The organism is Marinobacter persicus, from assembly GCF_002934325.1.
In the GTDB taxonomy this organism is placed as follows: Bacteria; Pseudomonadota; Gammaproteobacteria; order Pseudomonadales; family Oleiphilaceae; genus Marinobacter; species Marinobacter persicus_A.
Window position 1 is genome coordinate 21,429 of sequence record NZ_PTIV01000013.1, and the last position, 22,735, is coordinate 44,163.

Sequence of the window (22,735 nt, forward strand, 5' to 3'; positions counted from 1 at the left end):
CTAAATCTTACCAATTTCGTTGTAGTGACGGTCGATCCAACCTTGTACCTGTTCATTTGTCATCCAATCCGTGTTGTTATCACTGGAGTAAACAAAACCCTCCGGCACCTTTTTGCCGTCCTTTATGCGGTTTTTGCAGCTCCCCCAGCTGTTGATATTAGGCAAAATCTTAAAATGCTCCGGGTATTCATAGGTGAAGTGTGAATCCTCCGCGCCTATCATTTGCTCATGCAACTTCTCACCCGGGCGAATACCGACAATTTCCTGTTCGGCTTCCGGGGCCACTGCCCGGGCCAAATCGGTTATTTTAATGGAGGGAATTTTCTTGACGTAAATTTCGCCACCGACCATGTCCTCGAAAGCATGCCAAACGAGCTCAACCCCCTGCTCCAGGCTGATCATAAAACGAGTCATTCGCGGGTCAGTGATAGGTAAAACGCCTTTGTCCCTGATCGACATAAAGAACGGCAGAATCGAACCCCGAGAGCCCATCACGTTTCCGTACCGTACAACCGAGAAGTGTGTTTTATTCCAGGCAGAATAAGAGTTGCCAGCCACAAAAAGCTTGTCTGAGGCCAGCTTTGTGGCGCCATACAGGTTGATGGGGCTGCTTGCCTTGTCCGTGGAGAGAGCGACAACCTTCTTGACGCCCTTGTCGATGGCTGCATCAATCAAATTCATGGCGCCATTGATGTTTGTCTTTACCGCTTCGAACGGGTTGTATTCGGCGGTAGGAACAATTTTCGTGGCCGCTGCATGAACCACGTAATCAACGCCATCTAACGCCCTATACAAACGTTCGCGATCTCTGACATCACCAATGAAAAACCTCATGCGGACGTCGTTTTGGTATTGCTGGGCCATCTCCCACTGCTTCATCTCATCCCGCGACAAGACAATCAGCTTTTTAGGGTTGTATTTAGCCAATGTCATCGGCACGAACTTCTGGCCGAAGGAGCCGGTGCCTCCGGTGATCAGAATAGTGGAATTCTGCAGCATGGACTTGTTCCTTGGTTTTCCGCCTTATTGGCTGAGCATATCACCGGCTGCAACCCTTGGCCAACGCCCGGACGCAGCGGGTATTGCTGTTGCTGCTGAGCTAACGGCAGGGAGTGCTTTGGTCAGATCCGCACTCGCCTCCAGCTTTACACATCCAAACGAAAGGACTATAAACTAACCCGATTAAACTAATAGATTCAGAGGTGAGGCCATGGAATCCATCAACATGCACGAAGCCAAAACCCGGCTCTCACAGTTGGTTGCCCGAGCATCAAAGGGAGAGGCGTTCATCATCGCCAAAGCAGGCAAGCCCGTTGCCCGGGTAACGGCAATCGACAGCCCGGAAGAGAGCCAACAAAAGCGCATCGGCTTCATGGCTGGTCAGTTCACGGTTCCTGACGATTTTGATCGCATGGGAGAGGACGAGATCACCGAGATGTTCGGGAGCTAACATGAATTTGCTTCTGGATACCCACATTCTGCTCTGGGCTGCCGCAGAGCCGCAAAAGCTTCCCGGGCAAGCTATAGAGTTATTGGAAAATCCAGTGAACCCACTGTACTTCAGCGCAGCAAGTATCTGGGAAGTGGTTATCAAAAATGGTCTGGGCCGCGCGGATTTTCACGTTGACCCACACCTACTACGACGCGGTCTGTTGGATAACGGGTATCTGGAGCTCCCAATATCATCTCAACACACTCTGGCCGTGAGCCATTTGCCTGACATTCACAAGGATCCATTTGACCGAATCCTGGTCGCCCAAGCTGAATCAGAGGGCTTCTTACTTCTCACCGCCGATGACATAGTCGCGAAGTATCCTGGCCCAATCAAAAAACTCTAGGCTCTTTACCGGCCGGTAAAGAGCCAAACCTGCCCCTCACATATTCCCACGCCAAAACCTGGCACACCTTTCGCAACCACTCTCCCAAACCCCGGCAAAACGTCAAAAAACTGCAGACCTTTGCCGCATTCGATTTTGGCTGGTAACGAGGTGTTCCATGCAAGCACAACATCAGGAAGTTCAACTCCCACGCTCCGTACAGGCGCAGGTCGCACGTCTGGTACTGCAGGCCAACCTGGCCTACAGCGAATCCAACAGCCCGCAGCTGCCCTTTGCCCAACGCCTGCAGGCCCGTCAGGAGTGCCGCGAATACCTGGCCAACGCTCTGGAGCTGGAAGCGGAAAATGCTGCTGCCCTGGGCATGCTCGGTCGCGTGGAGATGGACGACGGCCAGTTGGAAAAGGCCCACACCCTCTTTAACGCCAGCCTGAACAGCCAGCCCGGCCAGGTGCAGCAGTACTGCAACCTGGGCTACTGGGCGCTGAAGAGCGAACGCCCGGCCCTGGCGGAAGAGTATTTCCTTGCCGCCCTGGAATGCGACCGGCAATCCGCCGCCGCCTTCTGCGGCATCGCCCACGCCCGTCGGGTACAGGGCCAGTTCGATGTGGCTTACCTGCACTATCGCAAGCTGCTGCAAACCGGCTCCGAATGGGACTCCATCTATTCCGGCATGCTCACCTGCGCCCAACACCTGCAGGTGCACAAGGCCGACAAGGAACTGGCGCAGGACGCCATCGCACTGCTGAAGAAAGATGGCCTGCCACATCAGGAAATCGGTCGGTTTGTTGGCGCCATCATTGAGCAGGAATACGACCTGGCCAACCCGAACGCCGAAATCTTCCTGGATGCCGCCGCCGAAGACGAACTGCTGATCCTGGCGCTGCAGAAAACCCTGATGCCCAACGCCGGCGTGGAACAGCTGGTCGCCCTGCTGCGCCGCGCCATCATGGCCGAAGTCGCCGAAACTGCCAGCCTGCGCGACGAACTGCAGACCCTGTGCCTGGCCATTGGCGAGTACGCCGAGCGCACCGGTTACGCCCTGACCGCTGAAAAAGACGAAGAACAACTCGCCAACACCATCAACGAAAGCATCATGGCCCAGTTCGCCATCGGCGAGCCCCAGGAAGCCCTGGTGGGTTCACTGATGATCAGCGCCATGTACGGCGCCCTGTTCCACCAGGACTTTGCCATTCAGCTCGGCCAGTGGAACCTAGTGGACTGGCCGCTGGGCATGCAGCCGATGATGGCCGCCAGCTATTACAACCGCGCTGAAGAAGAAGCCATCAAACAGAACTTCGAGGAAAAAGCCGAAGAACTGTGCTTGGCGAAAACTGACGTACCCCAGGCCTGGCCGGCCTGGAGCCAGTTGGCTTACCGCACCGAAACCAGCCTGAAAACCGTCATGAAGCAGGAGCTTGGCCTGAGCGCCGACAACCTGCCAGATACCCTGCGCCTGATGGTGTGTGGCGCCCAATCCGGCCAGCGCGCCATGGAACTGGCGCAATACCTGGACGACGTGGAAATCATCGCCGTGGACGAATCCCTGGCCAACGTCGCCAAGGGCACCCGCATGGCCCAGCAACTGAACATGGACAACATCGTGTTCTGGCCCTGGTCCATCGCCCAGCGCTTCGTGCTGGACGGCCATCGCGTGCACTGGATCGAGGTCGGCCGCCTGCCCTCACAGGCCATGACCGACCTGTCCCTGGCCAACCTGGTGGAAAGCGCCTCCGCTTCCGGTGCAGTGGTACACATGCATACCGGCATGGCAGAACAAACCGCCGGTGACAAACAGGTACGCCAGTTGATCAAGGACCACAACCTTCGCCCCACCCGCTCCAGTCTGCGACAGCTGCGCCGGATGGTACTGGCAGAGCAACAGGATAGCGTCTGGGCTGAACTGCTCCAGGAAGACGACTTCTACAGCCTTGGCGGCTGCCGCGACCGCTGGTTCCGCCCGCAGGATGGCGACCAGCTTCAGAACCTTCTGGCGATGGTGAGCAACGAAGTGGACTGGAAGCTGGTCAAAGCCCGGGATGAGGATGGCCACAGCCTGGCCACCATGCCGGTACAGCGGCAGATTCAGGCCGAGGCGCTGGGTAGTGAGGTGCAGAGTTTGATGGGGCAGAATCTGAGCGTGTATTTCCAGCGCCGGAGATAACAAATAGATTATGGAATCCATGCCCCGGACATCTTCCGGGGCATTTTTTTGCGGAGATTGGGCCTTAATCCACCTTCAAGCCTGTCCGGGCTTGATCCACTACATCGCTCAGGTTGCTTTCCACCACGCCCCAAACAATCACTGGATCAATAGTCGCATAGCCATGGATAAGCACATTACGAAAAGCAATCATCTTTTTGTAATCAGCAAAGCTTTCCGCCACTTCCGGAGCAATCTTGTGTAGCTTGCCCATCGCCTCTCCAATAATTTCGAACTGGCGCTCGACAGCTGACTGTAGCAACTCATCAGTCAAATAATCGTCTTCGCTTTTGCCCGCAACAAAACGCTGAACTTTCTCAGCTGCTGCAAGAATATCGTAAACGTACTTCAGAGCCTCACGCTGCATACAACGGCTGCCGTTCTTCTAGTACAGAGTCTCTGAAATAGGGGTTGGTCAGGGAAGCTACGGTGACGAGATCCACTGGGCGTGAAAACATTAATTCCAGGTCTTCTTTTAACCCAAAAAACGCTCCAGCTTTCTCGGTGGCCGTTAGTGCTGGATCAAAATCCACCAGAAAATCCAGATCACTGGATTCATTGAAGCGCCCTGTCGCAGCAGAGCCAAAAACACCAAGCGACAAAACACGGTGCTTTTCACAAAGCAGGCGAATGTCACCCTGCTTCTCTTGCAGCATTTTCAGTGCATCTAACGTAGCCATACTGTACCCAGTTGCTTACAGGGATATGCTTGGAGTTTAAGCCTTGCCCCCAAAACAATAAAGAAAGCGGCGGCCGGAACGGCCAACATCCCTATCAAAAATAAGGAATCAGCGACTCCCCATACAAATGCAGCTCCTCCAGAACCTGCATATGCGCCGGCGTCAGTGACGGATCGGCGGCAAGGCGCTGCAACTCATGACCGTAGGCTTCCAGCGATCGCCAGCCTTTCTTCGGCTGCATCAGCCGCTGGCTGCGGAACTGCTCCCAGCGTTCCCGCTCCTCGCTGGTGAGGGTGTGCGGATAATTCCGGGCGCGGTAGCGGAAGATCATTTCCGGCAGGCGTTCATCCTCGAAACGCACCGTTTCCACGTCCTCGCCCAGTTCTTCCACCGGCTTGCTCAGCAGCCAATCCAGCTTTTCCCGGTCACCCCGGCTGATGAAGCCGCCAGCGTAAAGTTGTTCGTCCGGATCGGTCAGGTCTGTGCCGTCGAAGCCTTGCTCAAACGCTTCGGCAATACGGGCAGACAGCCCCTCGGCAGCGCGCAGTTTGGCCAGGTTGGCGCGCAGCACTTCACCGTCCAGCTCCAGTTCCGCCAGCTTCTCCTTGGAGAGAGTGGAGAGCATGTTGGCCGGAGCCAGCACCGGACACTTATTGACCTGGATGCCCTTTAGCGGAAAACGTGACACGCCCTCCCCGAGCTCCGCCTGCGAAGTAAACACCCGCTCACGTATCTGCTCAGGTGTGGCGGCGATCAGCTCTTCAGGGTCTTCGCGCAAGTCGTACACCAGCACCTCGTTCTTGTTGGTGGGGTGTTCCGCCACTGGGGCGACCAGTGCGCAGCTGCCACGGCGGGCCGGGTATTTGCCGGAGATGTGGAAGACCGGCTTCATCGCGGCCACATCCAGCATCTGCCGGGCCGAGTGCTTGTCCTTGTTGTTCAGCACAAAGTCATACAGTTTTGGCTGCTTTTCCTTGATCATTTTCGCCACGGCAATGGTTGCCAGCACATCCGACATGGCATCGTGGGCCGCCTCGTGGGCGATGCCGTTGGCCACCGTCAGTTCCTCCAGCCTGAAACTGGGGCTGCCATCCTCCTTGCGCGGCCAGTTGATGCCTTCCGGGCGCAGGGCATAGGTCAGGCGTACCATGTCGATGATGTCCCAGCGGGAATTACCGTTCTGCCATTCCCGGGCGTAGGGGTCACGCAGGTTGCGGTAAAGCGTGTGGCGGGTGACCTCGTCGTCAAAACGCAGGCTGTTGTAGCCCACGGCGCAGGTGCCAGGTTGGCTGAAGGCTTCGTTGATCTGGGCGATGAACTCCGCCTCGGGAAAGCCCTCCTCCAGCGCCTTTTGCGGGGTAATGCCAGTAATCAGGCAGGCCTGGGGCGCGGGCAGGTAATCGTCCGCCGGCTTGCAATAAATCACCAGAGGGTCTTCGATCACGTTCAGATCCGCATCGGTGCGCACGCCTGCGAACTGCGAAGGCCGGTCGTGTAACGGGTCCACACCAAAGGTTTCGTAATCGTGCCAATAAAATGTGCGGATCAAGGGAAGACTCCTCAGCCAAACGTTTTTCGGAATTCTGGGGTGGTCGGTAAAACTTTGCAAATCATTGATGTCGCTACTACCGACATATCTTTAGGCTGCTATACTCCCAAACTTTACCAATTAACAACTCCGGCGCAATGACAACAAACATACTGATCTGCGACGACTCTTCCTTAGCCAGAAAACAGATGGCCCGTGCGCTGCCCCCGGGACTGGCCGACGACATCCTTTTCGCCCCTACCGGCGAGGACGCACTGAAGATGGTTCGGCAGGGCGGCGTGGACCTCCTGTTCCTGGACCTAAACATGCCGGGCCTCGACGGCTACCAGGTGCTGCAGACGATCCAGCAGGAAGACCTACCCGTACTCACCATCGTGGTCTCAGGTGACATCCAGCCGGAAGCACGCGAGCGCGTGCGCAAACTGGGGGCCATTGATTTCATCAAGAAACCCACCGACACCGCCCATGTTGCCGAGCTGCTTGAGGAATACGGCTTTTACCGCCCCGGAGAGCTGGAGCAGAGCGCCCAGAAAGACGTCTGGCTGGATAGCGGCAACACGACCCGCAAACCGGAAATCTCCGTCAGCCTGAACGACTACCTGCAGGAAATCTCCAACGTCGCCATGGGCCGCTCCTCGGACCTGCTGGCCCGCCTGCTCAAAGTATTCGTCAAACAACCCATCCCCAACGTGGCTTTTATTGCGACCTCTGAATTGAGCATGGCCATCTCCGCCGCCGAGCGTGAGCAGGAATATTCAGCCGTCTGCCAGGGCTTCACCGGCTCCGGGCTGGCCGGTGAAGCGCTGTTGCTGTTCGAAGACGCCAGTTTCCGCGAAATGGCAGAACTGCTCCACTACGACGTGCTCGAAGGTGAGTCAGTCAATGTGGAAGTGCTGATGGACATGTCCAGCATTCTGTTCGGCGCCTTTTTGAACGGCATCAGCGACCAGTTGAACATCAAGCTTGGCCTGGGGCACCCCACGGTACTTGGGCAACATCGCCCCATTGGCGAGCTACTGGAACACCATCGCAAGCGCGAAGAGCAGCTGCTGGCGATCGAGATCAGCTACGCCATTGAAAACCGGGATATCCACTGCGACATGCTGATTCTGTTCACCGAAGAATCGATCCCGTTCCTGCAAAAACAGCTCAAATACCTGGTGGATTAACCATGACGTTGACAACCCCGGACACAGACGCCTTCCACTGGCTGGTGGACATGCTCGAATCCGTTGAGGTCGGCCTGGTGGTGCTGGACCTTGATTTCCGCGTGCAGGCCTGGAACGGTTTCATGGAAAACCACAGCGGCATCACCGCCAGCCAGATCCGCGAAAAGGTCTTGTTTGATGCCTTCCCTGACATCCCAGAAGCCTGGCTGAAGCGCAAAGTGGATTCCGTGGTGATGCTGAACACCCGGGCCTTCACCTCCTGGGAACAGCGCCGGTACCTGTTCAAGTTCCGCAACACCCGTCCGATCACCGGCACCGAAGAGTACATGTTCCAGAACCTGACCATCAGCCCGTTGACCAATACCAACGGCCAAGTGGATAAGGTGTGCCTGCTTGTGTATGACGTCACCGAATTCGCCAGTAGCAAACGTGCCCTGGAGCGGGCCAACGAACAGCTGGCGAAACTCAGCAAGACTGATCGCCTCACCGGCCTGCTCAACCGCGGCACCTGGGAAAACCTGGTGGATGTGGAATTCGGCCGATACCGGCGCTATGGCAACCCCACCAGCCTGGTGATGTTCGACATCGATCACTTCAAGAAAGTGAACGACACCCACGGCCACCTGGCCGGCGACGAGGTCATCCGTCACGCCGCCCAAACCACCCAGGACGCCATTCGTCATACCGACAGCGCCGGCCGCTATGGGGGTGAGGAGTTTGGTCTCATCCTGCCCGAAACCGATGGAGATGGGGCTGCCATCATTTGCGACCGCATACGCATGGCCATTGAAAACAGCGTGGTAAAAACCACCGTCGCGGATATCCAGTACACCATCAGTGTGGGCATTGCGGAACTGGATTCGCAGCCGGAAAACTACATGCAGTGGCTGCAGAGAGCCGATGAGGCGTTATACGAGGCGAAGGAAGGTGGGCGTAATCGGGTGGTGGTTTATCATGGGTGGGGAGTCTAATTTCCCCTCTCCCATGATGAGAGAGGGGAATGGCGTAGGCTTTATTCAGCCCAGCTCTGTACAGCTTCCTTACCCCACTTCTCACGCCACTCGTTCAGAGTCTTGTGATTGCCGCCCCGGGTTTTAACCACTTCGCCGGTGTGCGGGTTCTTGTAGGTTTTCATTGGGCGCTTGGCACGGGTGCCAGTTGATGCATCGGCTTTAGCGCCTGCAACGGATGGATCAATCGCTGCCAGAATCTGCAAAACATCTTTCGGGGATTTGTCGTATTTCTTCATCAAATCCCGAACTTCATTTTCAAAATCCAGATCCGCTTTCAGGGTCTGGTCCTGCTCCAGCTTTTGCAGTTCTTCCGCCAGTTGTTCCATCAACTGTTTTTTCTGGTAGTAATCGTTGATCTTGGCCATGTAAATTAAACCTCTGTTCCGAATTGATAACAAATAATCAGTGCTTCCTGCGTCCAACAATCATAATAAACAATTTGAAAACAAGCAAAGTTATTTATTTACTTATTTGAAATGAGGATCACACTTCTGATTTATGAATTCAGGTGAACCACTTTCGAAGAATCCGAAACATCGATATCAGCGCCATGGCACCAAACCAGATCCGCCATATCACTGCTGGGCGTATAAGCTGTTTTGGCCTTTTTCAGAAGTGTAACAACCGCATCGCAGTCAAAGTTATGACTCGCCTGGGTGAACTCAGCCAAAAAGGCTTCCAGTTCACGCCAGGGCAGAGACACCTCACGTGCCATCATAATACGGGGATGCGCCGTGCCTTGCGGGTCATCACCAATCAATAACTCTTCATACAGTTTTTCACCCGGGCGCAAACCGGAAAAGACAATCTCAATGTCGCCATCCGGGTTATTTTCATCTTTTTCATCCAGACCCATCAAATGAATCATTTTACGGGCCAGATCAACAATCTTCACCGGCTCACCCATATCCAGCACAAATACTTCACCGCCCTGCCCCATACTGCCGGCCTGCAATACCAACTGGCTGGCTTCTGGGATGGTCATGAAATAACGGATAATATCCGGGTGAGTCACGGTTACCGGGCCACCGTCGCGAATCTGGTCACGGAACAGGGGCACCACAGACCCGGATGAGCCCAGCACATTGCCAAAACGCACCATGGAAAACACCGTGTCTGATTGCCGCTGGGCCAGCCCCTGCAGCACCAGTTCCGCCATGCGCTTACTGGCGCCCATGACGTTGGTGGGGCGGACGGCCTTGTCGGTTGAGATCAACACAAAGCGTTCCACCCCGCAGGCGATGGCCGCCTCTGCCGCATGCCACGTACCAAACACGTTATTCTGAACGCCTTCAATCACGTTGTGCTCTACCAGCGGTACGTGCTTGTAGGCAGCAGCGTGATAGACCGTGTTCACCTCAAACGCCTTCATCACCGCCTCACAGCGGCGACGGTGAGCCACGTTGCCCAGCAGGGCATGGATTTTCACATCCAGGCACTCAATCTCGTTAATCGCCTGCAACTCACGCTCAATGTTATACAGCGAAAATTCGCATTGCTCGAACAGAACCAACACTCGTGGGCGATGCTGAAGAATCTGCCGGCATAGCTCAGACCCAATAGAACCACCCGCGCCGGTAACCAACACCGACTTACCATAAAGGCTTTCCGCCACCTGGGCGTTGTCCGGCCGCACCGGGTCACGCCCCAGAAGGTCTTCAATTTCCAGATCCCGGATGTCGTTAATGCGCTTCTGGCCCGCCACCAATTCCGACATGCTGGGTACGGTTTGCACTGGCACCGAGAGAGGTTCCAGTTGCCTGAGCAAGCGCCGGCGATCCACCCCGGAGTCGGCATCCAGCGCCAACAGCAAACGCTCGGCCCGGCGCAGCTCCACCGCCGTTTCGATGTAGTCAATGTCATACACCGGCAAGTCATTGATCAGGGCCTTGTGGTTGCCGGAGTTGAAACTGATGAAAGCCACGGGATGAAATTCCGTGCCCTGCTGCAACGCCTGGCACAGCTGCAGACCGGTTTCACCGGCACCAACGATAATCACACGTTCCTTGTTGTGACGACGCGGGCGCGAAACAATCATGCGAATACTCATGCGGCTGCCGGCCACAAAAATGAACGCCAGCGCCGCATAGATAACCGGCACGGAGCGAGGCACCGCCACCTCAAACCAGAACCCAAGAAAGATCAGCGCAAGGGCCGAACACGCCACACCCAGGACCACCGTTCCGAAGGCCTTGTCGCTCAGGTAACGCACCACCGCCCGGTACAGCCCAAGGCGAACAAACAAGGCCACCGTGAAGACGACCGTCAGGCCACAGACCAGCAATGTGTCCAGGTTCGGCACCCAGGGCCACTGATCCAGACGCAACGCAAACGACGCCCACAGCGCAAACGACAGGGCGATCACGTCTGCCATAACGGATATCAGGCGCTTATGCAGACGCGGCAGATTCAGGAACTTCTGGAACATGCTAATCAGTCCTTTAAAGACAACTGCATTTTTTACCGCCCCACGAGCTTGCCGACTATCTCTTTGATCGCCCGGCTACTGCCGTCCAGTGCATCGGTATGAGGCAGCCACAAGCGCCAGGAGGGAGCACCACGCACTTCATGATCTGTGGCGGCGGGTATAACCTCCAGCCCTTGCGCTTCAAACAAAGCCACAGAGCGCGGCATATGCAGGGCTGAAGTAACCAGCAATATCCGGTTGATACCCCACTCTGCCAGAATCTCAGCCGTAAACTTCGCATTCTGGGTGGTATTACGGCTCTCTTCTTCAAGCACCATGGCCGAATCCGGCACACCCAGGTCCGACATAAACCGGCGCATACTCTCGGCCGACGAATTGGCACTGAAGCGAGGATCATGCCCCCCTGTCAAAATCAGCAATGGCGCCTTGCCGGCCTCGTAAAGGCGGGCGCCGTGCCATTCCCGATCAGAAGCTGCGCCCAGGTTTGGGTAGGCCTGGCCATACTGCATGGGCCAGGTTCCCCCTCCCAGCACCACAATGGCTTCCGCCTCCGGGGTGGCCTCCACGCTCATGGGCGGGTTCTGGTTTTCCAGATAACCGCGCACTGCATAGCTGGTAACGGGCAAAGACCACACCCACAACCAGGCCAAAGACAAAACGCCAAACACCATCGCAAGGCGACGAAGGCCGAGAAAGCCCGCGATGAGTGCCAGCAGGCCTCCCAGGAGCGCGGAGCCCAAGGGCGAAATAACGGCAATGGCCAGTTTAGAAATCATGAACATCTAAAGACTCTTTTTTGCCACGGAATCCACGGAAGAACACGGAAGGAACCACCAAAAGAAAAGATACAAAGAGTGTTTTGTCTTTTGATTTTTCCGTGTTCTTCCGTGGATTCCGTGGCTAATAAATCTCTTAAAGCAGCCCTTCAGCCTGCCCGAAAATCCGCTCCAGGTGCTCCGGCCCCACAAAGCTCTCCGCGTATATCTTGCAAAGATCCTCTGTACCACTGGGCCGTGCGGCGAACCAGCCATTTTTGGTCGTCACTTTCAGGCCGCCGATGGCTGCCCCATTGCCCGGCGCTTCGGTGAACACACCCAACACCGGGTCCCCAGCCAACTCACTGAACGGCACATCGTCGGGCTTAAGAGCTTTCAGGCGCTGCTTTTGCTCGGCGGTCGCGGGAAAGTCCTTGCGCTGATAGTGGGGCGCACCGTGCTGCTCGGTGAGCTCACGGTAATAATCACTTGGCAACTTACCGGTTTTCGCGGTGATCTCCGCCGCCAGCAGGCAAAGGATGATGCCGTCCTTGTCCGTGCTCCAGGGTTTGCCGTCAAAGGTCAGGAAGCTGGCACCAGCGCTTTCTTCGCCGCCAAAAGCCAACCGGCCCTGGTGCAGCCCTTCAACAAACCACTTGAAACCCACCGGCACTTCGTACAAGTCCCGGCCGTTGGCCGCCACCACCCGGTCAATCATCGAAGACGACACCAGGGTTTTGCCAATGGCCAAACTCGCGGGCCACTGTTCACGGTGTTTGAGCAGATAATCCACGCACACGGCCAGGTAATGATTCGGGTTCATCAGCCCCGCCGCATCCACAATACCATGGCGATCGGCGTCCGGATCATTACCAAAAGCCAGGTCAAACCGGTCGCGGATTTTCAGCAGATTGGCCATGGCCGCCGTGCTGGAGCAATCCATACGGATCTTGCCATCGTGGTCTGGCGGCATGAACGCAAAGGCCGGGTCCAGGGTGCGGTTTACCACCTCAAGCTGAAGGCCGTAATACTCAGCCAGCGCTTCCCATACCGCCAGCGCGGAGCCGCCCATGGGGTCCACGCCAATCTTCAGGCCTGAGGCGGCAATAGCGGGCATGTCCACTACCTCACCCAGCGCCTGCACGTATTCGCCCACATAATCGAAGCGTTCCGCTTCCACCACGGCGATACGACGTGGCGATGTACGAACACCCGCCAGGCCAGTCGCCAGGAATTCATTGGCACGGGCTTCTATCCAGCCAGTCGCGTCGGTGCCTGCCGGCCCTCCATCCGGGCCGTTGTACTTGATACCACCGTCTTCCGGCGGATTGTGGGAAGGCGTAATAATCAGCCCGTCCGCCAGCTCACCAGAACCGGCCCCGTTGTGGCGCAAAATCGCGTGGGATACCAGCGGCGTCGGTGTATAACCACCGGCAGAGTCCACCCGCATCCGCACATCATTGCCTGAAAGCACCTCCAGCACCGAATCCATCGCCGGGCCAGACAGCGCGTGGGTATCTTTCCCAACGTAAAGCGGTCCGGTGATCCCCTGCTCCCGGCGCCAGTCCACCACCGCCTGGGTAATGGCCAGGATGTGGTATCGGTTAAAACTGCCCTTAAGCGAACAGCCCCGGTGGCCGGAGGTGCCAAAAGTCACCTTCTCTGAAGGCTCATCCGGATTCGGTGTACGCTCGGCGTAGGCGGCGAGGATCTTGTTAATTTCTGGCATGATATTCCTTATATTCAGCCACGGAATCCACGGAAGAACACGGAAGGAAAAGAATTAATGATTGTTTAGCCACTAAATTGTCTTTATCTTTTGCTTTTTCCGTGTTCTTCCGTGGATTCCGTGGCAACAATTTCTTTATCTTTCTTCAGTCACTGCCAAACAGGTCACGGGTATAAACTTTCTCTTCCACGTCCGCCAGATTCTCACTCCGGCGGTTGGCCACAATCACATCCGCTTCTTTCTTGAAGGCATCGAGGTCACGAACCACCCGGGAGTTGAAGAAATCGTCTTCCTTCAGCTCAGGCTCGTAAACGATTACTTCAATGCCCTTGGCCTTGATCCGTTTCATAATGCCCTGAATGGCGGATGCCCGGAAGTTGTCAGAGCCAGATTTCATCACCAGACGATACACGCCCACCACCTGCGGCTTGCGGGCCAGGATGTCATCGGCGATGAAGTCCTTGCGGGTGCGGTTTGCATCCACAATAGCCTTGATCAGGTTGTTGGGCACTTCTTCGTAGTTGGCCAGCAACTGCTTGGTGTCTTTCGGCAGGCAGTAGCCGCCGTAGCCAAACGACGGGTTGTTGTAGTGGTCACCAATGCGCGGGTCCAGGCCAACACCGTCGATGATCTGCTGCGTATTCAGCCCATGCCGCATGGCGTATGTATCTAATTCATTAAAGTAGGCAACACGCATAGCCAAGTAGGTATTGGAGAACAGCTTAATCGCTTCAGCTTCAGTACTATCAGTAAACAAAACTGGCGCATCTTTTTTGATCGCACCTTGCGTCAACAGGTCAGCAAACACCTCCGCGCGCTTAGATCGCTCACCTACGATTATTCGAGACGGGTATAAGTTGTCACGCAAGGCACTGCCTTCACGCAAAAACTCAGGTGAGAATAGAACGTTGTTAGTCTCAAACCGCTCACAAACCTCGCGGGTATACCCCACCGGCACCGTGGACTTAATCACCATCACCGCACCGGGATTGATCGCCATTACATCCTGGATGACAGATTCCACCGTTTTGGTGTTGAAGTAGTTGGTCTGCGGGTCGTAGTCGGTGGGCGTGGCAATCACCACGTAATCCGCACCTTTATACGCCTGCTCCTTGTCCAGAGTGGCGGCGAAGTTCAGGTCTTTATTGGCCAGAAAATCGGAGATTTCGGCATCAATAATCGGACTCTTGCGATTATTCAGCAGCTCGACTTTCTCCGGATCAATATCCAGCGCAACCACTTCGTTGTGCTGGGCCAACAGCATGGCGTTAGACAGACCCACATAGCCGGTGCCAGCAATGGCGATTTTCATGGTGTTACCTCAATTCATGATCTTTTTTTAGCCACAATATTCATCAACAAACTCAATGGCGAACATCACGACCACAGCGAATATTCACAAACTCTTTTGGAAGGATACGTGTCAGGAGCTGGAACAGCAGTCGAAGTACTTACAGAAATCAGAGTGTAGCTTCTGGAAGCGACCCAAGGTTAGCTTTCCGTACTTCTTGGTGATTACAGCCTTCGAAATGACCAGCGTTTTTCTAACCATCACTTTGGAACGCTTGGGCAATGCTCCTTCAGACATGTCTTCTGGCTCAAGCAGAAACTCATCTTTGTGCAGGGTGCTGGTTTTGCTGCTTACAGGAATACCAACAAAATCATCAAAGGGAAGATTGTCGCGGAAAACGATCACGGGTCTTCGTTTACTTGCACCAAGATCAGAAAAATGAAATTCGCATAACACGAGCTCTCCTTGCTCTACGTCCATACCTCGTCCTCTTCTGGATCCTTCCATTCATCAATGTTACCTGCCGCATGGTTAGACAATGCCCTTAGCTCTGAGTCCGGGTTCTCCGTCTCCAGCAGAACCACAATTCGCGCATGGGCATTTTTCAACTGGGCGTACTGCTCAGGAATTTTAACCAAACCGTCACGAATATCAGCTTCAAATTCGACTGCGTACATACGTTCCTCCACCGGGAAGATTTTATCAGCATCATAACAGGCAAATTCGGTCAACGTACCACCCGCTTCACCACAGCCTTCGGAAACGAAAAATTCACCAACAACCCGAGCTCCTTGCCGGTAGCCTTCAAGTAGTTGATCAACTGAGCCTCCGCCGCCAATGGCATCTTTCGCTGGGCTTTGAGTTCGATGATAACGGAGTCCTCCACCAGCACGTCCAGTCGGTGCTCTGCAATGGACTCGCCTTTGTAGTGAATAACCACAGGCACCTCACACTGCACCGCCACCCCCGCAAGCTCCAGCTCCCGAACCAGCGCCTTCTGGTAAACCGACTCCAAAAACCCAGCACCCAGATGCCGATATACCTCGTACACACAACCGGTGATGCGATAGCAAAGCTCTTTCTCCTTGAGCATCGTGCCTCCCTGCTTTAAAGATATTTTTTGCCACGAAATCCACGAAAGAACACTAAAGTAAAAAAACAAAGCTTTTTAGAGCGAAGCTCTTTTCGTGTTCTTTAGTGGGTTTCGTGGCTAAAAAATCACTTCTATTTTGCCCCAGTCCCCACCGACAGTCGCCAACAAATGCCGCAACGCCGGGCTAGTGTATTTAACTCCGTCATCCTCCCACCGCCGGCGAACACTCACATGCACCACCGGTTCAACATCTCTCACTACCCGCCGGCGCATGGCGCGGTAGAAGCCTTTGTATTCATTGTGCAGTTTGCCGGCATAATCAGGTGCCAGCCTATCATCCAAATAGGGTTTAAATGCCAGGCCGCAGGCTTCGGCCTCACGCATCAGCCACTGGCCTGCGTGATCGCCAAGCGTACGATCTTCATAACCGCCACCAATGTCTGTGTGAACGCCGGCAAACCAGACCTGCTTTAAATCCAGTCCCGGGCGGGGAGACCACAAACTGGGCTCAAAATCCTGTCGGTTCTCATCAATGGAAACCGCATGGCGGGCGTGGTTAATGATGGCGCTGGGTTGGGTGTCGTGGAAGAGGTAGCGATCTGACCCCAAAGTGCCCAGGAACGGCGCAAGAATGCCTAAGGCCCCGACGGTGTCGAACACGCCCACAAAGTGAATACGGCTGACATCCGCCACCGCGAACTGGCGCCTGAATTCCGCTGCCTTGCCACTGCCCGGCTTCGAGCTTCTGCCCCGCTGCCGGTACAGCCGGTAAGCCTGATCGATCCGTTTGGCATGTTCGCTTCGCACGATCCCGCAGTTACGAACCAGCCCCGCCAAGGAACGAACCGTATACGCCCCACGGCTGAAACCGAAGAAATACAGGGCATCACCGTCTTCGTAGTTGTGAACCAGAAAGCGATAGCAATCGAGGATGTTCTTATCCAGGCCCTCGCCGGTAATGCCACCAGTAAATGCGTGGCCATCTGAGCAGATGATGATGCTTTTCATTGCGACTCCTATTCCCTGGAGTTGAACAAAATCCGTTTTGAAGCTGAATCGCCGCAAGGCTCCTCTTCAGACCTTGCGCCCAACCTGTCTTTGCAGCCAGCTCTGCTCACTCTCCGCCAGAGTGATATAAATTTCTGAATTAATAATCTGCCAGCAGATTAGCTCATTACTGACTGCATACGTCTCTAGTAAATCAGCGACAGCTTCTTTGAGCGTCCCAGCGTGCCGCACAGCGTCCGAAGCCACATATCTGGGCAACAAAAGTTCCGCAGCAAATGCTCGCGCTCGTTTTTCCAGGCGCTCCGGAGTATTACCGTTCAGGACTTCAGCAACAGGCAATGCGCCCTTCCGATCCAAAAGCAAATGGCAGATTTCATGGGCAAGCGTTGAGTTTTCACCATGAACATGAGCCGGTGTGCTCTCAGCGGATTTATTCACCAAAATTGCCGGGCCGTGGAGCCTCCCCCAACAGGCAAGAGCATCCAACTTGCTCTCGGGCATTTCAAAGCTCTGAATTTGCACGCCCCAGGATTTCAGCAATTCAGCCGGTTGAACAACATCACTTTTACCTAGACCAAGCTTACGGCGAAGCCAGGCTGCTGCCCAATAGCCTTGATCATAGGGTTTACCAATTTCCCGGAAATCCTTAGCCAAAGTATCAGCCAATGAGTCCAGTTCATCCGTGGAGGACTTACTCAGACCACGAATCAAGCCAAAAATCTGAGTTTGCTCTTCTGGAAGAAGCACTCCAACCGTCATCCGGGCCGCTGCAACTAACTCGCTGTCTGCAAAAGGCCTATCGGACTCTTGCTCCCAGAACTGGGCATCATTTGCAGGATTAAGGCATTCCAGAGTTTCAGAAGAAAGCCCTGTTAGCAGAGGCAAGGCTTTACGTTCCAGCTGTTGCTCGCGAGCCATCCACTGTTGCGCTGCCAATAGGCCACGGCCTTGATCCACTTCGTTTGCAAGCTCCGCCAGGTGATTGCCGATTGCTTCGAGATCTGCAACAGCCTGTTCAAGAGGCAAGCGGATGGTTTCCCCCTGCTCAGTGCTCGAAACTTCAAATAATTCGCCTTGGCGAATAACAAACACCGCAGGAAAATAAAGCCCCTTAAATGCACTGGCCAAATCATGACGATTCAGAAAGCGAAATGCCTCTTCCTCTTCATCTTCAACACGCTCTTCGGGCATGTTCTCCCAGCGCTTTTCCAGGTCTCGCGCCAATGTTGAAATATCAGTGGCCTTTACCTGAAACGGAAAGCTCTGCTCGCACAGAAGGTAAGACCAGTTTTTGGCCAGCCACTCAAGAAGATCGACCCAAGTCCATTCAACAGAACCATCCTGACCGGCCAGAACACTTGTGCCATTAACGCAAAGCTCACCCTTTCCCCAGACCAAACCGAGGCCTTCGGTACGCCTTTCATCCAACTGTAATTCCAGCAAAAAACCGCTGCAGGAACCTATGTGTAGTTTTTCAGCCATTGCTCAAACTCTTTACTGTAGCCAGCGCATTCTGCCTGCCTTCTGAGCTTTCGTATAATCTTGCCCGGCAAAGGCCTGCGACCTTTCAAATCGCCCCGCCAAGGGTAGCCATGCCACGAAATGCCAGGCGTGGTTGGTGCTGCTTCGTAAATCACTCCGTTGTACACGGCATAAATCTTTGCAGGTATAGGGTCATCGGGCTCATCATAGTATGGCACACCCTGATTCAGGATTTCAGTGGCCAGCTCCGGGGTTATGCTCTTCGGGCATTTCCCGATTGGGCCTTTGTCTCCTGGCTCGAAGCCCGCGTAGTCGTTTTTCCACCGGTGTTTATGCCGACCCTCGCCACGCTCGTATCTCCAGGGTGTTTTGATTTGAGAGTCTGTCATCAAGATTGAGCTCTGAAATCCTGCCGATTCTCGTCAAGGGAAAAGCCATGAAGGGCGTGGTTGATGGCGATGTTTCTCATCGGGGACTCCTAACTCCTATCTCCTAAAGCCAACCGCCGCCGGCCTGCAAAACCCAGAATAAGCGCCAGCAGGCCGCCGAACAGCGCGGAGCCCAGGGGATAGTAAATGGATTCAAAATCTTCATCGGCACGTTCCCTGAGCCCGTAACCTGCCACCCTTAATGAGCCTCAATGGTCTTTTGATAAGAGGCGGAGGCGCGTTTCTTTACTCCGCCTTAGCTTTCACGCTGCATGATCTTGTTTGGGGTGGGTTTGGTCTCCCTGACCCGCCAACAACCCCTGCACACTGATATCTTCATCAAGGTCATCCCAGTGAACACCGTGCACGCTCAATTCAAAACAATCGCGGGCAGTTTTATCAGCATGCAATAGCCGAGGAAACCAGGCCAAAGGCGCGCCAATAGTCCGACCATCAGACAAAATAGCCCAAAGGCTATCTTCGTCAAACCAAACTTTTTCAGGCGATGTGGTCATAAACCAGTTTAAACCTCACAGCGTAAACCCATGATGCTGACCGTCTGGCAGCTCAATATCTACACGAACTTTACCGCCGGCAGCCTCTACATACCGCTTCAGGCTGGAAAGCTTCAGATCTCTGCCCGGCCGTTCCATTCTGGCAACAGTAGGCTGTTTGATGCCTAATGCACCTGCCATATCGGCTTGCGTTTTTTCCATCAGAGCCCGAATCTCACCAAGATGGATGTTCAGCAGCATGGCCTCTGCCTTAGCCGTTGCCGCAGAAACAACTGCAGGCTTCTCATTTTCAAGAATCTGTTCCAGCGTTCTTGCCATCTCAGTCACCCCAACCCTATCTCCCAGTGCATGCCAACAGGTATAGCTTAAAAGCTATAACCCATCAAATCACCACTCGTTTCACCACCGCCTTCGGAAACGAGAAATTCACTAACAACCCAAGCTCTTTCCCGGTAGCCTTCAGGTAGTTGATCAACTGGGCTTCAGCTGCCAGAGGCAACTTCTGTTGCGCCTTGAGCTCGATGATAACGGAATTCTCCACCAGCAAGTCCAGTCGGTACTCGGCAATCGGCTCACCTTTGTAATGAACAACAACCGGCACCTCACATTCCGAAGCCAACCCGGCAAGCTTCAACTCCCGAACCAAAGCCTTCTGATAAACCGCCTCCAGAAAACCCGCGCCCAGGTGCCGATAAACCTCGAATACGCAGCCTCGAATTTTGTAGGTGAGCTCCTCGTCCTTGAGCATAGGCCATTCCCTTTTTAAAGATTATTTTTTGCCACGGAACCCACGGAATAACACGGAAGGAAAACAAAAAGCTTTCCGTCAAAAAGTCTTTTCTTCGTCTTTATTTTTCCGTGTTCTTCCGTGGATTCCGTGGCCAATCAAGTCTTTATCTTTTCTTTTCCCGAGTCCTTCCGTGGCTAAAAAATCACTTGTATTTTGCCCCAGTCCCCACCGACATTCTCCAGCAATCCCCGCAAAGCCGGGCTCCGGTACCTCACCCCATCATCCTCCCACCGCTTCCGAACACTCACATGCACCACCGGCTCTACCTCCCGCGCCATGCGCCGGCGCATGGCGCGGTAGAAGCCTTTGTATTCATTGTGCTGCGGGCCGGTGTGGTCCGGGGTGAGGTTATCCAGGAAGTGGGGTTCGAAAGCCAGGCCGCAGGCTTCTGCCTCGCGGGCCAGCCACTGGCCGGCGTGGTCGCCCAGGGCGCGATTGGGGTAGCCGCCGCCGATGTCGGTGTGTACGCCGGCGAACCACACCTGCTTCAGGTCCACCCCGGCTTTTGGGGTCCACAGCGTGGGTTCGAAATCCTGGCGGTTTTCATCAATGGAAACGGCATGGCGGGCGTGGTTGATAATGTCGCCGGGCTCTGTGTCATGGAACAGATAATGAGACGTGCCCAAAGTTCCCAGAAACGGCGCAGGTATGCCCAGTGCGCCAACGGTGTCGAACACGCCCACAAAATGAACCCGGCCGCCACCGGCCACCGCGTAATCCCGACGAAAGGCGGCGGCCTTGCTGCTACCCGGTGCCGAAGCCCGGCTGCGCCGGCGGTACAGTGAATAAGCCTTCGCGGCTTTACCCGCGTGTTCCCGGCGCAGAATACCGCAATTGCCAATCAACCCCGCCAACGACCGAACCGTGTAGGCACCCCGGCTGAAACCAAACAGGTACACCGCATCGCCGTCATCGTAGTTGTGCACCAGAAAGCGGTAGCAATCCAGAATATTCTTGTCGATGCCCTTGCCCGTGGCCCCACCGGTCAGCGGATTGCCGTCAGAACCCACACCCAATCGTAAAACACCACCTGCTTGTTGTCGGCGGCATCTTCCGGGGCAATGCCACGGGCGATACGTAAGATGTGGGTGGCCGTGTCAGATTCGGGGGTCAGCTCAAACGAACAGCCACGTAAACACTCCGGCGGTCCTCATTCGAGCAATCTCGTGTTCATTACACCTCAGGTGCGTGTTTTGCCAATCAACGGATGTTTCATCCGGGCAGTGCTGCAGGAGGCGTTTGCCTACCGCCTCATTGTTGCTTTGTTGGAGCGTTGCCTTGAGGTCCTCGCTTTCCTTCTCGTCGATACCCAAAAGAAAAACTCGCTCCTTGCAGGACTGGCCGTTCAGTATTTCATCAAAATTCTGCTTTCTTGATTCAAAATCGTTGTCGAAGTCCATCAACAACAGGGCGTGCATACCGGGCCGGTCATTCAGCAGCTTCAAGTTATCTTCGAGTTCAGCGAACACTTTTGGCCAGCCGCCACTGGGTGGCTTGGCATCAATGACATAATCATTCACTGAAGGCATGGTTTTCACACCATTCACAATACCCCGGTATGGCTTGTCTTCAAGATAAATAACCAAATGGTTCCTGTATCGATTCACTGCCATTAATCGAGCTCTCCATTCTCATAGGCATCAACAAAGGTTGCGCTCAGGTATTCTTTATCTGCCGCACGCTCCAACCGGGACGGGTGCAAGTGCGATTGCCGGGTTACCAGGAAAGTGTTGTGTTCCGAATATTCGTTAATCGTTCTTGGGTTGTGGCTAGACATAACCAGCTGCGATTCAACGGCGCTGTTCTCGAACGCTTTCCTGCAGGCCGTTATAAAGTGGCTCAGCTCAGGAAGATAGATATAGTTGTCAGGCTCATCCCATAGGCACAGAATCGATTCTTCATTGGTAATAGCGGCCAGCACTGTCGCGGTAAGGAAGTATATTTTTTCACCATCCGATAACTGACAAAAATTCAGCTCCAGACTTTTGGAACCTTCGCCACTGAATTTGAAAACCAACTCCTTTTCATCTTTGCCGGTGCTTTCAAATTTGAAGTTGGCAAAGTCGGGCATCCGCAGCTTCATGAATTCTTCGATTTTTGTATACAGTGCGGGATAAACAGCCAGTTGGTGGCGAACCCAATCCAGCGTATTGCTTGCTTCGCGTGCCAGGTAAGGCGTTTCTTGTTTGCTGGCTCGCCTGAAATTGCCGGGCACCGGAGCTAACACGATAATTCGCGCCAACCACTCGCGAAAACGCGCAATAGGTGCATCGTCATTTCGCGTAGAGATCAGAGGCAAACCCACGTGGTGCCAATCCAGGGTGAACTCTGCACTTTTTCCCAGCTGTATTTTGCCTTCTTCACGGAAAAAATGAGTTTTGCCATTTACTTTAAGTGATTCCCGACGGATGCGGGGCTGGGTGAAATTCTCCGGCAGCTCTACTTCCAGGACATATTCGTAGACTTGCTTGCCAAGTGTCGCGGCACATTCCAGGTGAATGGGTTTATGGGTCTCGCCGAAGGCGAAGTCGCTTTCGCTGACCAATTCTTTCAACTGCGTTACGCCCCGCCCGATTTGCTGCAATACCTCCACCGCATCAAAAAAACTGGATTTACCCGCGCCGTTTCTGCCTAGCACCAGAGCGGAATGTTCGTCTTTAAGAGTTACTTCAAAATTCTGAAGGCAGCGGTATTGGTGAAAATAAAGTTTGTTCAGCATCGGTATTTTGCCCTTCTCGGCCACGAACTTCAGGAGAACTTTAACACG

The 22,735-nt window shown here is 54.6% G+C and carries 25 protein-coding genes; 5 read left to right on the forward strand and 20 right to left on the reverse strand.

What is annotated here, in order from left to right:
- On the reverse strand, window positions 1-999 hold the full coding sequence (gene pseB / locus BY454_RS08585; protein ID WP_104416203.1) for a UDP-N-acetylglucosamine 4,6-dehydratase (inverting): 999 nt from the start codon (window positions 997-999) through the stop codon (window positions 1-3).
- Between the two features lie 211 nt (window positions 1,000-1,210).
- Between pseB and BY454_RS08590 the strand changes: the two genes are divergently transcribed.
- The 3 genes from BY454_RS08590 to BY454_RS08600 all read left to right on the forward strand — a co-directional run bounded on the left by BY454_RS08590 (window position 1,211) and on the right by BY454_RS08600 (window position 3,999).
- Window positions 1,211-1,450: a type II toxin-antitoxin system Phd/YefM family antitoxin gene (locus BY454_RS08590; protein ID WP_104416204.1), complete on the forward strand. Its 240-nt coding sequence runs from the start codon at window positions 1,211-1,213 to the stop codon at window positions 1,448-1,450.
- Window position 1,451: 1 nt separating this feature from the next.
- Window positions 1,452-1,838, forward strand: coding sequence for a type II toxin-antitoxin system VapC family toxin (locus BY454_RS08595; RefSeq protein ID WP_104416205.1), 387 nt, complete (start codon window positions 1,452-1,454; stop codon window positions 1,836-1,838).
- A gap of 157 nt (window positions 1,839-1,995) precedes the next feature.
- Window positions 1,996-3,999, forward strand: coding sequence for a hypothetical protein (locus tag BY454_RS08600; RefSeq protein ID WP_104416206.1), 2,004 nt, complete (start codon window positions 1,996-1,998; stop codon window positions 3,997-3,999).
- Between the two features lie 64 nt (window positions 4,000-4,063).
- Here the strand turns inward: BY454_RS08600 and BY454_RS08605 are convergent, their stop codons facing one another.
- The 3 genes from BY454_RS08605 to sbcB all read right to left on the reverse strand — a co-directional run bounded on the left by BY454_RS08605 (window position 4,064) and on the right by sbcB (window position 6,267).
- Window positions 4,064-4,405, reverse strand: coding sequence for a HepT-like ribonuclease domain-containing protein (locus BY454_RS08605; protein WP_104416207.1), 342 nt, complete (start codon window positions 4,403-4,405; stop codon window positions 4,064-4,066).
- Window positions 4,395-4,718, reverse strand: a complete 324-nt coding sequence (locus tag BY454_RS08610) for a nucleotidyltransferase family protein (RefSeq protein WP_104416208.1) — start codon at window positions 4,716-4,718, stop codon at window positions 4,395-4,397. Before BY454_RS08610 ends, BY454_RS08605 begins: the two co-directional genes overlap by 11 nt.
- 94 nt (window positions 4,719-4,812) lie before the next feature.
- Window positions 4,813-6,267 (reverse strand): exodeoxyribonuclease I, encoded by a 1,455-nt coding sequence (gene sbcB / locus BY454_RS08615; protein ID WP_104416209.1) that lies wholly within the window; start codon window positions 6,265-6,267, stop codon window positions 4,813-4,815.
- Between the two features lie 137 nt (window positions 6,268-6,404).
- Between sbcB and BY454_RS08620 the strand changes: the two genes are divergently transcribed.
- Together BY454_RS08620 and BY454_RS08625 are read left to right on the forward strand one after the other, a co-directional pair.
- The gene (locus BY454_RS08620) at window positions 6,405-7,436 is read left to right on the forward strand and encodes a response regulator (RefSeq protein WP_104416210.1); all 1,032 of its coding nucleotides are present in this window, start codon (window positions 6,405-6,407) and stop codon (window positions 7,434-7,436) included.
- A gap of 2 nt (window positions 7,437-7,438) precedes the next feature.
- Window positions 7,439-8,407, forward strand: a complete 969-nt coding sequence (locus BY454_RS08625) for a GGDEF domain-containing protein (RefSeq protein ID WP_104416211.1) — start codon at window positions 7,439-7,441, stop codon at window positions 8,405-8,407.
- 41 nt (window positions 8,408-8,448) lie between these two features.
- Here the strand turns inward: BY454_RS08625 and BY454_RS08630 are convergent, their stop codons facing one another.
- The 16 genes from BY454_RS08630 to BY454_RS08710 form a co-directional block, all read right to left on the reverse strand.
- Complete coding sequence (locus tag BY454_RS08630; protein ID WP_104416212.1) at window positions 8,449-8,814, reverse strand: histone-like nucleoid-structuring protein, MvaT/MvaU family; 366 nt, start codon at window positions 8,812-8,814, stop codon at window positions 8,449-8,451.
- Window positions 8,815-8,945: 131 nt separating this feature from the next.
- Window positions 8,946-10,877 carry a nucleoside-diphosphate sugar epimerase/dehydratase gene (locus BY454_RS08635; protein ID WP_104416213.1) on the reverse strand — a complete coding sequence of 644 codons (1,932 nt, stop codon included), beginning with the start codon at window positions 10,875-10,877 and terminating at the stop codon, window positions 8,946-8,948.
- Window positions 10,878-10,909: 32 nt separating this feature from the next.
- Entirely contained in the window at window positions 10,910-11,659 is a 750-nt protein-coding gene (locus tag BY454_RS08640) for a YdcF family protein (RefSeq protein WP_258075603.1), read from the reverse strand.
- 130 nt (window positions 11,660-11,789) lie between these two features.
- Entirely contained in the window at window positions 11,790-13,361 is a 1,572-nt protein-coding gene (pgm, locus tag BY454_RS08645; protein ID WP_104416214.1) for a phosphoglucomutase (alpha-D-glucose-1,6-bisphosphate-dependent), read from the reverse strand.
- A gap of 145 nt (window positions 13,362-13,506) precedes the next feature.
- Window positions 13,507-14,673, reverse strand: coding sequence for a nucleotide sugar dehydrogenase (locus BY454_RS08650; RefSeq protein ID WP_104416215.1), 1,167 nt, complete (start codon window positions 14,671-14,673; stop codon window positions 13,507-13,509).
- A 111-nt stretch (window positions 14,674-14,784) separates the two neighbouring features.
- Window positions 14,785-15,132 (reverse strand): type II toxin-antitoxin system PemK/MazF family toxin, encoded by a 348-nt coding sequence (locus BY454_RS08655; protein ID WP_104416216.1) that lies wholly within the window; start codon window positions 15,130-15,132, stop codon window positions 14,785-14,787.
- Entirely contained in the window at window positions 15,123-15,383 is a 261-nt protein-coding gene (locus BY454_RS08660; protein WP_258075604.1) for a hypothetical protein, read from the reverse strand. Before BY454_RS08660 ends, BY454_RS08655 begins: the two co-directional genes overlap by 10 nt.
- Window positions 15,380-15,745, reverse strand: coding sequence for a GxxExxY protein (locus BY454_RS08665; RefSeq protein WP_104416217.1), 366 nt, complete (start codon window positions 15,743-15,745; stop codon window positions 15,380-15,382). Before BY454_RS08665 ends, BY454_RS08660 begins: the two co-directional genes overlap by 4 nt.
- Before the next feature lie 117 nt (window positions 15,746-15,862).
- Complete coding sequence (locus tag BY454_RS08670) at window positions 15,863-16,810, reverse strand: DUF2235 domain-containing protein (RefSeq protein ID WP_258075605.1); 948 nt, start codon at window positions 16,808-16,810, stop codon at window positions 15,863-15,865.
- Between the two features lie 9 nt (window positions 16,811-16,819).
- Window positions 16,820-18,235, reverse strand: a complete 1,416-nt coding sequence (locus BY454_RS08675; RefSeq protein WP_104416219.1) for an ImmA/IrrE family metallo-endopeptidase — start codon at window positions 18,233-18,235, stop codon at window positions 16,820-16,822.
- Window positions 18,236-18,926: 691 nt separating this feature from the next.
- Window positions 18,927-19,178 carry a DUF2442 domain-containing protein gene (locus BY454_RS08685; RefSeq protein ID WP_104416221.1) on the reverse strand — a complete coding sequence of 84 codons (252 nt, stop codon included), beginning with the start codon at window positions 19,176-19,178 and terminating at the stop codon, window positions 18,927-18,929.
- A gap of 15 nt (window positions 19,179-19,193) precedes the next feature.
- Window positions 19,194-19,496 carry an XRE family transcriptional regulator gene (locus tag BY454_RS08690; RefSeq protein ID WP_104416222.1) on the reverse strand — a complete coding sequence of 101 codons (303 nt, stop codon included), beginning with the start codon at window positions 19,494-19,496 and terminating at the stop codon, window positions 19,194-19,196.
- 64 nt (window positions 19,497-19,560) lie between these two features.
- Window positions 19,561-19,926: a GxxExxY protein gene (locus BY454_RS08695; RefSeq protein ID WP_104416223.1), complete on the reverse strand. Its 366-nt coding sequence runs from the start codon at window positions 19,924-19,926 to the stop codon at window positions 19,561-19,563.
- A gap of 176 nt (window positions 19,927-20,102) precedes the next feature.
- Window positions 20,103-20,978 carry a DUF2235 domain-containing protein gene (locus BY454_RS08700; protein WP_258075608.1) on the reverse strand — a complete coding sequence of 292 codons (876 nt, stop codon included), beginning with the start codon at window positions 20,976-20,978 and terminating at the stop codon, window positions 20,103-20,105.
- 105 nt (window positions 20,979-21,083) lie between these two features.
- Window positions 21,084-21,581, reverse strand: a complete 498-nt coding sequence (locus BY454_RS08705; protein ID WP_104416225.1) for a hypothetical protein — start codon at window positions 21,579-21,581, stop codon at window positions 21,084-21,086.
- Complete coding sequence (locus BY454_RS08710; protein WP_146082693.1) at window positions 21,581-22,687, reverse strand: AAA family ATPase; 1,107 nt, start codon at window positions 22,685-22,687, stop codon at window positions 21,581-21,583. Before BY454_RS08710 ends, BY454_RS08705 begins: the two co-directional genes overlap by 1 nt.
- Window positions 22,688-22,735: the final 48 nt, after the last annotated feature.

Bases quoted from the DNA above. Each gene is read 5' to 3' on its own strand.
- pseB (WP_104416203.1), bottom strand. From the start codon at position 999: ATGCTGCAGAATTCCACTATTCTGATCACCGGAGGCACCGGCTCCTTC.
- BY454_RS08590 (WP_104416204.1), top strand. From the start codon at position 1,211: ATGGAATCCATCAACATGCACGAAGCCAAAACCCGGCTCTCACAGTTG.
- BY454_RS08595 (WP_104416205.1), top strand. From the start codon at position 1,452: ATGAATTTGCTTCTGGATACCCACATTCTGCTCTGGGCTGCCGCAGAG.
- BY454_RS08600 (WP_104416206.1), top strand. From the start codon at position 1,996: ATGCAAGCACAACATCAGGAAGTTCAACTCCCACGCTCCGTACAGGCG.
- BY454_RS08605 (WP_104416207.1), bottom strand. From the start codon at position 4,405: ATGCAGCGTGAGGCTCTGAAGTACGTTTACGATATTCTTGCAGCAGCT.
- BY454_RS08610 (WP_104416208.1), bottom strand. From the start codon at position 4,718: ATGGCTACGTTAGATGCACTGAAAATGCTGCAAGAGAAGCAGGGTGAC.
- BY454_RS08620 (WP_104416210.1), top strand. From the start codon at position 6,405: ATGACAACAAACATACTGATCTGCGACGACTCTTCCTTAGCCAGAAAA.
- BY454_RS08625 (WP_104416211.1), top strand. From the start codon at position 7,439: ATGACGTTGACAACCCCGGACACAGACGCCTTCCACTGGCTGGTGGAC.
- BY454_RS08630 (WP_104416212.1), bottom strand. From the start codon at position 8,814: ATGGCCAAGATCAACGATTACTACCAGAAAAAACAGTTGATGGAACAA.
- BY454_RS08635 (WP_104416213.1), bottom strand. From the start codon at position 10,877: ATGTTCCAGAAGTTCCTGAATCTGCCGCGTCTGCATAAGCGCCTGATA.
- BY454_RS08640 (WP_258075603.1), bottom strand. From the start codon at position 11,659: ATGTTCATGATTTCTAAACTGGCCATTGCCGTTATTTCGCCCTTGGGC.
- pgm (WP_104416214.1), bottom strand. From the start codon at position 13,361: ATGCCAGAAATTAACAAGATCCTCGCCGCCTACGCCGAGCGTACACCG.
- BY454_RS08650 (WP_104416215.1), bottom strand. From the start codon at position 14,673: ATGAAAATCGCCATTGCTGGCACCGGCTATGTGGGTCTGTCTAACGCC.
- BY454_RS08655 (WP_104416216.1), bottom strand. From the start codon at position 15,132: ATGGACGTAGAGCAAGGAGAGCTCGTGTTATGCGAATTTCATTTTTCT.
- BY454_RS08665 (WP_104416217.1), bottom strand. From the start codon at position 15,745: ATGCTCAAGGAGAAAGAGCTTTGCTATCGCATCACCGGTTGTGTGTAC.
- BY454_RS08675 (WP_104416219.1), bottom strand. From the start codon at position 18,235: ATGGCTGAAAAACTACACATAGGTTCCTGCAGCGGTTTTTTGCTGGAA.
- BY454_RS08685 (WP_104416221.1), bottom strand. From the start codon at position 19,178: ATGACCACATCGCCTGAAAAAGTTTGGTTTGACGAAGATAGCCTTTGG.
- BY454_RS08690 (WP_104416222.1), bottom strand. From the start codon at position 19,496: ATGGCAAGAACGCTGGAACAGATTCTTGAAAATGAGAAGCCTGCAGTT.
- BY454_RS08695 (WP_104416223.1), bottom strand. From the start codon at position 19,926: ATGCTCAAGGACGAGGAGCTCACCTACAAAATTCGAGGCTGCGTATTC.
- BY454_RS08705 (WP_104416225.1), bottom strand. From the start codon at position 21,581: ATGGCAGTGAATCGATACAGGAACCATTTGGTTATTTATCTTGAAGAC.
- BY454_RS08710 (WP_146082693.1), bottom strand. From the start codon at position 22,687: ATGCTGAACAAACTTTATTTTCACCAATACCGCTGCCTTCAGAATTTT.